General features: G+C 64.1%; 12 protein-coding genes. 7 read left to right on the top strand and 5 right to left on the bottom strand.

Annotation, left to right across the window (positions count from 1 at the left end):
- Nucleotides 1–464, top strand: a 464-nt coding sequence (locus ACSLE4_RS05740; RefSeq protein ID WP_435903521.1) for an SDR family oxidoreductase, incomplete at its 5' end; no start/stop codon positions are given.
- A gap of 56 nt (nt 465–520) precedes the next feature.
- Complete coding sequence (locus ACSLE4_RS05735; RefSeq protein WP_435903520.1) at nt 521–1,219, top strand: pirin family protein; 699 nt, start codon at nt 521–523, stop codon at nt 1,217–1,219.
- A 51-nt stretch (nt 1,220–1,270) separates the two neighbouring features.
- On the opposite strand, the gene ACSLE4_RS05730 is transcribed toward ACSLE4_RS05735, so the two are convergent.
- Nucleotides 1,271–1,702 (bottom strand): EamA family transporter, encoded by a 432-nt coding sequence (locus ACSLE4_RS05730; protein ID WP_435903519.1) that lies wholly within the window; start codon nt 1,700–1,702, stop codon nt 1,271–1,273.
- Between the two features lie 82 nt (nt 1,703–1,784).
- Entirely contained in the window at nt 1,785–2,027 is a 243-nt protein-coding gene (locus ACSLE4_RS05725; RefSeq protein WP_435903518.1) for a hypothetical protein, read from the bottom strand.
- Nucleotides 2,028–2,104: 77 nt separating this feature from the next.
- On the opposite strand from ACSLE4_RS05725, the gene ACSLE4_RS05720 reads away from it, so the two are divergent.
- A complete protein-coding gene (locus ACSLE4_RS05720) occupies nt 2,105–2,749 on the top strand; it encodes a sulfotransferase family protein (RefSeq protein ID WP_435903517.1) in 645 nt (214 codons plus the stop codon).
- A 136-nt stretch (nt 2,750–2,885) separates the two neighbouring features.
- Complete coding sequence (locus ACSLE4_RS05715; protein ID WP_435903516.1) at nt 2,886–3,305, top strand: hypothetical protein; 420 nt, start codon at nt 2,886–2,888, stop codon at nt 3,303–3,305.
- Nucleotides 3,306–3,318: 13 nt separating this feature from the next.
- Here ACSLE4_RS05715 and ACSLE4_RS05710 read toward each other — a convergent pair whose 3' ends face one another.
- Complete coding sequence (locus ACSLE4_RS05710; RefSeq protein WP_435903515.1) at nt 3,319–4,368, bottom strand: fatty acid desaturase family protein; 1,050 nt, start codon at nt 4,366–4,368, stop codon at nt 3,319–3,321.
- 143 nt (nt 4,369–4,511) lie between these two features.
- On the opposite strand from ACSLE4_RS05710, the gene ACSLE4_RS05705 reads away from it, so the two are divergent.
- Nucleotides 4,512–6,152, top strand: coding sequence for a phytoene desaturase family protein (locus ACSLE4_RS05705; RefSeq protein WP_435903514.1), 1,641 nt, complete (start codon nt 4,512–4,514; stop codon nt 6,150–6,152).
- On the opposite strand, the gene ACSLE4_RS05700 is transcribed toward ACSLE4_RS05705, so the two are convergent.
- Nucleotides 6,115–6,573, bottom strand: a complete 459-nt coding sequence (locus tag ACSLE4_RS05700) for an SET domain-containing protein (protein WP_435903513.1) — start codon at nt 6,571–6,573, stop codon at nt 6,115–6,117. The genes ACSLE4_RS05705 and ACSLE4_RS05700 overlap by 38 nt on opposite strands.
- 132 nt (nt 6,574–6,705) lie before the next feature.
- Here ACSLE4_RS05700 and ACSLE4_RS05695 point away from each other — a divergent pair, with 132 nt between their 5' ends.
- Together ACSLE4_RS05695 and ACSLE4_RS05690 are read left to right on the top strand one after the other, a co-directional pair.
- Complete coding sequence (locus tag ACSLE4_RS05695; protein WP_435903512.1) at nt 6,706–8,322, top strand: serine hydrolase; 1,617 nt, start codon at nt 6,706–6,708, stop codon at nt 8,320–8,322.
- An 88-nt stretch (nt 8,323–8,410) separates the two neighbouring features.
- Nucleotides 8,411–9,133, top strand: a complete 723-nt coding sequence (locus ACSLE4_RS05690; protein WP_435903511.1) for a vWA domain-containing protein — start codon at nt 8,411–8,413, stop codon at nt 9,131–9,133.
- 32 nt (nt 9,134–9,165) lie between these two features.
- On the opposite strand, the gene ACSLE4_RS05685 is transcribed toward ACSLE4_RS05690, so the two are convergent.
- Nucleotides 9,166–9,387 (bottom strand): hypothetical protein, encoded by a 222-nt coding sequence (locus ACSLE4_RS05685; RefSeq protein WP_435903510.1) that lies wholly within the window; start codon nt 9,385–9,387, stop codon nt 9,166–9,168.
- Between the last annotated feature and the right edge of the window lie 254 nt (nt 9,388–9,641).

Genomic DNA, 9,641 nt, shown 5'->3' with positions numbered 1-9,641 from the left:
CGTTGGGCCAGGTCCATGACCGCGCCAACAATCTTGACGAGCTCGATCGGATGTTCGCCGTCAATGTTGGCGGAGTCGCTACCGCCGTGCGCGCCGCCGCGCCGCTGATGGGCGAGGGTGGACGCATCATTTCCATCGGTTCGGTCGTGGGCGAAAGCACCCCATTCGCTGGCGCCGCCGACTACAGCGCAACGAAGGCAGCCCTCCTCGGTTACACCCGCGGCTGGGCGCGCGATCTCGGACCCAAGGGAATCACCGTCAACACGGTGCAGCCCGGCCCGATCGACACCGACATGAACCCTGCTGGGAACGGAGAGTTCTCCGATGCACAAAAGGCAGCGACCGCGCTTGGCCGCTACGGCACCGCCGATGAAGTCGCCGCCGCGGTCGCGTTCCTGGCTGGCCCGAGCTCCGGCTACATCACCGGCACGACCTTGACGGTCGACGGCGGCTTCAACGCCTAGTCGGCTTCGGAAGACCTTGAACGTACAGCGCATTTGTAACGGAGAGGAGTTTGGACATGATCGAAGTCAGACCCTTCGACACGCTTGGCGGCGCCGACCATGGTTGGCTCAAGGCCAAGCACCATTTTTCTTTCGCCCGGTACTTCGACCCGAAGCGCGTGAACCACGGCGCCTTGCGCGTGTGGAACGACGACGAGATCGCGCCGAACACCGGCTTCCCAGCTCATCCCCACGCGGAGATGGAGATCATCACCTATGTCCGCGAGGGCGCCATTACCCACGAGGACAGCATGGGCAACCAAGGCCGTACCGAGGCCGGCGACGTCCAAGTGATGAGCGCCGGAAGCGGTGTTCGCCACGCCGAGTTCAACCGCGAGGACGTGCCCACCACGCTGTTCCAGATCTGGATCGAGCCGGGCGTCGAAGGCGGCGAACCGTCTTGGGGCGCGAAGCCTTTTCCCCGGGATGAGCGCTCCGGCCAGTTCGTCGCGTTGGCGTCCGGTTTCGAGGGCGACACGGATGCTCTGCCGATCCGCGCGGAGGCGCGCGTGCTCGGCGCCACGTTGAAGGCGGGCGAAACGGCCGAGTATCGCCTCGGCACCGCACGGCACGCGTATCTCGTACCGGCCACGGGCCGTATCGAGGTCAACGGCGTCACGGTGAACCCCCGCGACGGCGTAGCGATCGAGAACGAAACTGCGCTGACGGTAAAAGCCCTCGAGGACGCCGAGATCGTTCTGGTCGACGCGGCCTAACCTGCGAGACGGGGCGGCGCCTTTCGAGGCTGCCGCCCCGCCCCCAAAACCCTAAATCGAAATCAGCACTACGCCGACCACGGCGGCAATCAGCCCGATGACGCGATGCCAGGGCATCGCCTCGCCGAGCACCACCACCCCAAGCACCGCGCCGCCGACAATGAACATGCCGTAGACTGGCACCACGATATTGGCCGGCCCCAGTGCCAGCGCGTGAAACAGCGAGCTTACGGCAACCGTGAGCGCGACGCCTCCGGCAATGGCCCAGAGCAGTGGCGGCGTCTCCAGCTCGAAAAGCAGAGTCTTCAGCTCGCCGCGCCACGCCACGACGGCAATGGCGAAGATCGCCACGATGGTGGTCGACACTGCAAGAACTTGATAGGTGGTGACATTGCCACTCCGCTCGGCGAGCTTCACGAACAACGTCATGAGCGAATAGCCGGCCATGCCGAGCAAGGCCCATAGAACATAGGATTGAATCACCGCGCCCTCCCGCGTCTCTGCCCCGAAATACAGGTGTCAGAGACCGCGATAGGAGCGAAGTGTCAACTCGCGGGAAGTCGCGCTATTTGTCCTCGACCGCGGTCTGGGGCCGATCGGTGCCCGGGTCGAGCTCCTCGTGCCACTCGCCATCCGCCGTCTCATACTCGATGCCGACGGTCTCGCCCGGCACTTTCTGTTCGCCCGCCGCACGCTTGGCCGCTTCGAGCGCGGCGTCATGGGCGGGAAAGGTCTCTGAGATTGTGCCTCGCGCCTGATAGGCCCAGCCATTCTCATGTTTGATGATCTTGTAAACGACTTTCGTCATCGGCTTCCTCCTCGCGGTTCGTATAGTCTCACACAACCAACGCTTACCGCGAGTGGTTCCTGGGAGGAACGCGGCCAATGTGCCTTCAAGTCATCGGCGCGGGGTTCGGCCGGACCGGCACGCTCTCGCTGAAGCTCGCGCTCGAGGAACTGGGCTTCGGCCCCTGCTACCACATGATCGAGACGCGCAAGCACTCGACACATGACGCCATGTGGCGTGCGCTGGCAACCGGGCAGTCTGACGATTGGCGCGCGATTCTCCACGGTTATCGTTCGAGCGTGGACTGGCCGGCCATCTTCATTTGGAGAGAGCTGATCGCCGCAAACCCGGACGCCAAGGTGATCCTCACCGTACGCGATCCCGAAAGTTGGTATGAAAGCGCGTCCAAGACGATTTTTCAGCGGATGAGCCAGCATGAGGCGGCGCAGACAGAAAGCCGCGCGTCCGCCGATCCTATTAGGTGGGATCACATGCAGATGGTGAATGCCGTCGTGCTTCACGGGTCCTTCGGCGGCGACATTGACCGAGACCATGCAATTCAAGTCTTCAATGCGCACAACGAAGAGGTGCGTCGCACCGTCCCGCCCGACCGGCTCCTGGTCTATGAGGCAGGCCAGGGCTGGGCGCCGCTCTGCGCTTTCCTGGGCGTGCCGGCGCCTAAAATCCCCTACCCCGAGGTCAATTCCACGGCGGACTTCGCCACGCGCTTTCCTGGCGAATAGCGTCGCTTACCGCGAATCTTCCCATTATACAACTTATGCGCTAGTCTTTAGCTTAGGGACAACCTCGGGAGCGACGATGATGCGCGGCAAAGCCAGGCTCAGCACGGCTCTGATGGCGGGAGCCTTATCTCTTGCGATGACCACGGCTGCGCTTGCGGCGACCCCTTGCGAGCGCCGGCAACTCTGGGAACGGGAGTTCGCCTATATCGACAAGATCAGCACAACCTGCCGCATCCTGACCACCGGAGCGCTCATTGGTGTGGGGCTTTACGCGCCCTACCCGTCCCTCGTGGCCGAACTTGGCGGCAGCGCGGCCACCGTGGCCAAATACGCGGCAGCCTTCGGCGTGGATCTGGAGCGCGTCGGCTTCGACAGACACCACATCTGCCGCCTCGTGCGCGCGGGCCGCGCGCTGCATGAGCAAAGTCACTCCGGTGTACGGAGGCGTCTGCTGCAATACGGCTTGTGCGGTCCCACTAGTCAGACCTGCAAGGCCCGCGTCAAAGCCGAGATCTTCAGGCTGTACGACTTGCCGGCGCAATGCCCGCAAGTCTGACGCCGGCGAAAACTTAGCGCGCGCTTTCCTGGGCGAACGGTGTGCTTGGCGAAGACTGCCGCCTGACGCATTCGCTGAGCGATGTCAGGACCGAGTGGCGAATCACGGCGTGCTCGCGAAAACCCTGACGTTCCATCAGTGCCTGATGCAACTCGGGCAGCCGGTAGAACGGCACGCTCGGATACCAGTGATGCTCCAAGTGGTAGCCGATATTGCACGGGAGAATGAAGATTCGCTCGAGCCAAGTCGGAATAGTGCTGCGCGTGATGGAATACTCTTCCTCATCGCTCTCCACCGCGCTGTGCTCGCAGATCAGGCGCATATACTGCGCCGCGATGTGCCAGGTGCAGAACGGCACGATCCAATAAAGGAGGAACGCGGACCAGAGACTGAAATAAGTCAGCGCCGCGATAGTCACGGCATAGAAGCTGAAGCGTGCGGCACGCATCCATCCCGGCGAGGGAATGAGCGTAGAGCCGACCAGACCGCGCACAATCCAGAACAGACCGGTGAGGAATGCTGCGCGGCGCAGCAGCACAAGTACGAGCCCGAGCCGCGTTTTCGGGAACTGCCAATCCGGCGCGAGCTCGCCCGCCGCGTCGTGCGTGTACCAGATGTGGCGGTTCCCGTCGTCCGGCAGGTTCGTGTACTGGTGATGCGTACCGTGGAACTTGCGGAAGCCTTCGACCGAGGCGAAGGTCGGCCACATCATGAAAATGTTGGCGAACAGGTCGTTTTGCCAACGCGTCTTCAAAGTGCGGAAGTGCGAGGCGTCGTGGCCGAGGATCAGGAGCGCATGCTGTCGCGCGCCGATGAACATGACGGCGAGCACATAGAGCAACGGGTGCCAGAAATATGCGCAGAGTGCGATGGCACCGGCGATCCCGGCCCATTCGGCCAGCGTCGCGACAACCGCCCTCTCGGGCTGAAGCTGCGACAACTCCTTGATCTTGGCTGCGGGCAACCGCTCTGGCACCACCCGCGCCGTGTTATGAGGATGGTTGAAGACCGGATTCGCGGAGATGTCCTCCGCCGGGATCTCCTCCCGAAGGTAGGCAACCATGCGCCGTAACTTCGCTAAGTCGGGCATTGCTCAGCCATAGCCTCTCCCTGTGACGATTCCTGGGCAGCCGCCCCCGCTCGAAGTGACGAGGGCCGCCGGCTAGCCTATACAGGCGGTCCTTGGAGATCAGGTGCGGGCCGCGCATGTCAGCCTCTCCCACAAACGAATATGACGTCGTGGTCCTCGGCGGCGGGCACAACGGACTCGTCTGCGCCGCCTATCTCGCCCGTGCCGGCCTGAAAGTGAAGGTGCTGGAACGGCGCCCCATTGTCGGCGGCGCGGCGGTCACGCAAGAATTCCATCTCGGGTTCCGCAATTCGATCGCCTCCTACACGGTAAGCCTGCTCAATCCCAAGGTCATCGCCGATCTCGAGCTGCACCGGCATGGGCTGAAAATCCTCGAACGACCGATGATGAACTTTCTGCCGCTCCCCGACGGCGGCTATCTCTTGACGGGCAACGGGCGCACCAAATCCGAGATCGCCAAATTCAGCAAACGAGACGCGGACCGCTACGATGCTTATGGCGCCAAGCTTGAGGACGTCGCGGACATTTTGCGCAATCTCGTCCTGCGGGCTCCACCGAACGTGGTCGAAGGTTTCGGCTTGCGCGGGCTTCGCGAGCTTGGCCGCGCCGCCGCGCTCGGCAACGATTTGCGCCATCTCGATCTCGAGCAACAGCGCCTCCTCCTCGATCTCTTCACCAAGCCGGCGGCTGATGTCTTGGACGAATGGTTCGAGAGCGCGCCGCTGAAAGCGCTGCTCGGCTTCGATTCCATCGTCGGCAACTACGCGAGCCCCTACGATCCCGGCACCGCCTATGTGCTGCTGCATCACGCCTTCGGCGAGGTGAACGGCAAGAAGGGCGCTTGGGGCCACGCCGTCGGCGGCATGGGCGCGATCACGCAAGCCATGTCCAAGGCAGCGGCCGAGCATGGCGTGGACATCCAGACGAATGCGGAGGTGGCCGAAGTTCTCGTCGAGAAAGGCCGCGCGGCAGGCGTCGTGCTGACGGACGGCAGCGTCGTCAAAGGCCGCGCGCTTGCCGCCAATGTAAACCTCAAGCTGCTCTATACACGGCTCATGCCGGAAGATGCCTTGCCGCCCGACTTCCTGACGCGCATGCGGAACTTCAAGTGTGGTTCGGGCACGTTCCGCATGAATGTCGCGCTCTCGGAGTTGCCGAGCTTTACCGCGCTCCCCGGCAAGGAGGCCAGCGCGCACCACGGCGCCGGCGTCATCATCGCCCCGAGCCTCGCCTACATGGACAAAGCTTATCGCGATGCGCGCCAGCACGGCTGGAGCCGGGAGCCGATTATCGAGATGCTCATACCCTCGACCCTCGATGATAGCCTTGCCCCGCCGGGCGCCCATGTGGCGAGTTTGTTCTGCCAGCATGTGGCGCCCGAACTGCCGGACGGGCGCTCCTGGGACGAGGCCCGCGAGGAGGTCGCCGACCTGATGATTGCCACGGTCGACGCTTACGCGCCCGGCTTCGCCAACAGCGTCGTGGGCCGCCAAGCCTTGAGCCCCCTCGATCTCGAACGCGAGTTCGGGCTCGTCGGCGGCGACATCTTTCACGGGGCGCTGACGCTCAATCAGCTGTTCTCCGCGCGGCCCATGCTGGGCTACGCGGACTATCGCGGCCCTTTACCTGGGCTCTATCACTGCGGTTCCGGGGCGCATCCCGGCGGCGGCGTCACCGGCGCGCCGGGTCACAACGCCGCCCGCGCGATCCTCTCCGACCTCAAGCCTTTTTCTTCTGCCTTTTCAGCTTGGCGCTGAGCTTCTTCCATTCCTTCTCCGGCATGCATTTGAGGCAGCGGCAGCCGATGGGCTTGAGGAAGGAGTCGAAATAGCTCTTGCCGTAGTTGTAGCCAAGCTCCTCGCCCGGATTGATCTTCCGCTTGGCCATGACGAAGACGCGCTTCTTGCGGATTTCGATCTCGCAGTTCGGCCGGCAGGAATGGTTGATATAGCGCGCGGTGTTCCTCTTGTTCCAGCCGTCGATGGTCTTCTTCTTGGTGACCTCGAACAGATAGCGGCTGCGGCTCGTCTCCTCTTCCTTTGCCGTGAGCGTGCGGCCGACATACTCGATGATGCAGACGCCCTTCGGAATGGTCTCTTGGGCGAACAGGCCGCGCCCCGCCCGCGCCTTCTTGACGGCGAGATCAAACCCGCCGGGGGTGAATTTCGATTTTCTCATGGGCCTCGGTGTTTTTTGGGATTCGCCGCGAAAGAAGCTTTTTCTAACCTCGACATCGCGTCACACGCAAGGTTTTGCCGGAGCGCGGCGCCCTGCTAGATAGTGGCCGCCCTCAGACCTTGGAGAACGTCCATGCCGGTTTCCGCCGCGTCCCACACCCTCCGCTGCGCGCGCATCGCCGTGCTGTGCGGATTTGGTCTCGCCTCCGCCCTGGCTGCCGCCCCGGCCTTTTCGGAGGATGCGGGGAAGGTATTGAAGACGCCGGTGTCTCCGGTGCCGCCGCTGTTCGACCAGGCCGATATCGACAAGGCCACGGCCGCACTGCCCAGCATCGTCGAGGGCGCCATGAAGCGAACCGGCCTGCCCGGCCTCGCCGTCGGAATCGTCTACAAGGACAAGGTGATCTACGCCGAGGGCTTCGGCGTGCGCGAGGTGAGCCAACCCGGCAAGATCGATCCCGACACGGTGTTCTTGCTGGCCTCGGTGTCGAAGCCCATCGCCTCGACCATCGTCGCTCACCTCGTCGGCGATGGCGTGGTGGACTGGCACGGCGCGGCGAAGGGCTACAACCCGGCGTTCGCGCTGAGCGATCCATACGTCACCGAGAACGCCACCATTGCCGATCTGATGTCCCATCGCAGCGGCTTGCGCACCGGCTCCGGCGATCTTTTGGAAGATCTCGGCTTCGACCGGGACTACATCCTCTCCCATATCGACCAGCAGCCGCTCGACCCGTTCCGCTCCACCTATCACTACAGCAATTTCGGCTATACGGCCGGCGGCGTCGCCGCCGCGACCGCCGCCGGCAAGAGCTGGGAGGACCTTGCGAACACGGTTCTGTTCGAGCCGGCGGGCATGACCACCGCCAGCTACCGTCATGCGGATTATCTGGCGCACAAGGACCGGGCCCATATCCACGCGCGCCTGAAGGACGGAACCTGGGCGGCGAAATACGACCGCAACGCCGACGCCGAGGCGCCCGCCGGCGGCGCATCCGGCTCGCTCAACGACATGCTGCGCTTCATGCGGCTCCAACTCGGCAACGGCACGCTCGACGGCCAGGAGATCGTCAAGGCGGACGCGATCGCACCGGCCCACGTACCGCAAATGATCCCCGGGCCGCCGCGATCTCCGGCCACGCCTGCCGGCTTCTACGGCTTCGGCTGGAACGTCTCTTATGATGACGAAGGCCGCGTGCGCATCGGTCATTCCGGCGCCTTCGAGCTCGGCGCCGCGACGTTCATCACCTTCATGCCGGGCGAGGATCTGGGCATCGTCGCGCTTACCAACGGCACGCCGATCGGCGTCGCGGAGGCGGTCGGCGCGGCCTTTCTCGATGTCGCACAGAATGGCGAGCAGACCGTGGACTGGGTCGGCTTCATGGGCCACATCTTCGATCAGATGCGGGCGGCCGAAGCGCCGGAGGTGGACTACACGGACGTGCCGGCGGACGCCAAGCCCGCGCAGAACCTCGCGGCTTATACGGGAAGCTACGGCAATTCCTATTACGGCCCGCTCACAGTCGCGGCCGAGGACGGCAAGCTCTCGATGGCCATGGGACCGCAAGGCGCGCCGGCCACCTTCGCGCTCAACCATTTCAACGGCGATACTTTCAGCTTCGAGACCATCGGCGAGAACGCCAACGGGCTCGCCGGAGCGATCTTCACGGTCGGCGACGACGGCAAAGCGGGAAAGGTCGTGCTCGATTACTACGACCGCACCGGGCTCGGCACCTTCGTGCGCGAGTAGCGGGCGAAGCCGGTGAGACGTCAGAGTCGCCCGGCCGGTCTCACGCGATTGGGAACGCGTTGCTGCGCGTTCTAAGCTAAGGTCGGGCATGACCAGGCTGTCACCCTTCGTGCGCTCCGCCGTGCTCGCGCTCATCACGCTCCTCGCCGGACCGGCGGCCGCGCAGGCGCCGGACGAGGCGCGGCCGCACTGCACCGAAGACGCCATGATCGTCTTCGACGCCTCGGGGTCCATGTCCGGCAACACGGTCCAGGGCCTCTTCAGCGACGTGACGCGCATTGACGAAGTCCGCATAGCCTTGGGCCAGGTGCTGCCGCATGCCTCGAAGTACCGCAAGATCGGGCTCATCACCTACGGTCCGGGGCCCTATGAGCAATGCAACGTCCAGCTGAACTTCGAACCCATGTGGAACGCGACCCAGCCCATCATGAGCGTGGTGAACGCCATCAACCCGGCCGGCAAGACACCGCTCGTGACGGCGGTGAAGGTGGCCGCGGCGGCGCTTGAGTCCAAATCGAAACCGAGTGTCATTGTCCTGCTGACCGACGGCGAGGAAACCTGCGGCGGCGCGCCCTGCGAGCTGGGCACAATCATCAAAGACAGCGGCCGGAAACTCACCGTCCATGTCGTCGGCTATCAGCTGAGGGCTTTCCGCTGGACGGGCGCGCAAAGCTTCCTCGACGTGAAATGTCTCGCCGAGGAAACAGGCGGCCTCTACATCACCGCGGAGAACCGGCAGGACTTGGTGGAGGCGTTCGAGAAGACGCTCGGCTGCCCCATGATGTCGGGCCTCGGCGCGCCGTTGCGCTAAGCTTCGGACGATCGCGCGAATCCGGCGCAGCTCTAGTCGTCGGATTTGCGCCTGATGTCGATCGAAGAGAAGCCGAGATCGCTGGCTTGCGTATGCAGCCACTTCACGGCCTCGGGCTCCGTGGCGAACATCCTGGTCTCGCCTTCCTGCGAGAACACCTCCCCGGGCTTCAGCGTGCGGAACGACGCGCGCCAGCCGTCGAAATGCTCCACGAAGCCGATGAACTTGCCTTGGGTCTTTGCGTCCTCGTCCAAATCGGCGCCTCGAATTCGACTGCAAGCCTGCTGACCCTCTCAACATAACCCCCGCCGGCTGACACGCGAAAGGCTTCAGGGTGTGCTTCATCGTCTCGCCGGGTCGTCTCCTCTTGCCTCCCCTTCAGGGGAGGCGGGCGCGCTGAAGGGGCGTCGGCGGGGTATCGACGGCAACGATCCGCCGGCGCTCTTTTCTACCTCCCCCTTGCGGGGAGGTCCGGTACGCCTCTTGGCGTGCCGGGGTAGGGGCGCTG

The organism is Methyloceanibacter sp., assembly GCF_051306395.1.
Taxonomy (GTDB): domain Bacteria; phylum Pseudomonadota; class Alphaproteobacteria; order Rhizobiales; family Methyloligellaceae; genus Methyloceanibacter.
The sequence above is the reverse complement of the archived record's forward strand: the minus strand, read 5'-3'. Positions and strand labels throughout refer to the sequence as shown.

Excerpts from the sequence above, each read along its gene's own strand:
- ACSLE4_RS05735 (WP_435903520.1), top strand. The coding sequence starts at position 521 with ATGATCGAAGTCAGACCCTTCGACACGCTTGGCGGCGCCGACCATGGT.
- ACSLE4_RS05725 (WP_435903518.1), bottom strand. The coding sequence starts at position 2,027 with ATGACGAAAGTCGTTTACAAGATCATCAAACATGAGAATGGCTGGGCC.
- ACSLE4_RS05720 (WP_435903517.1), top strand. The coding sequence starts at position 2,105 with ATGTGCCTTCAAGTCATCGGCGCGGGGTTCGGCCGGACCGGCACGCTC.
- ACSLE4_RS05715 (WP_435903516.1), top strand. The coding sequence starts at position 2,886 with ATGACCACGGCTGCGCTTGCGGCGACCCCTTGCGAGCGCCGGCAACTC.
- ACSLE4_RS05710 (WP_435903515.1), bottom strand. The coding sequence starts at position 4,368 with ATGGTTGCCTACCTTCGGGAGGAGATCCCGGCGGAGGACATCTCCGCG.
- ACSLE4_RS05705 (WP_435903514.1), top strand. The coding sequence starts at position 4,512 with ATGTCAGCCTCTCCCACAAACGAATATGACGTCGTGGTCCTCGGCGGC.
- ACSLE4_RS05700 (WP_435903513.1), bottom strand. The coding sequence starts at position 6,573 with ATGAGAAAATCGAAATTCACCCCCGGCGGGTTTGATCTCGCCGTCAAG.
- ACSLE4_RS05695 (WP_435903512.1), top strand. The coding sequence starts at position 6,706 with ATGCCGGTTTCCGCCGCGTCCCACACCCTCCGCTGCGCGCGCATCGCC.
- ACSLE4_RS05690 (WP_435903511.1), top strand. The coding sequence starts at position 8,411 with ATGACCAGGCTGTCACCCTTCGTGCGCTCCGCCGTGCTCGCGCTCATC.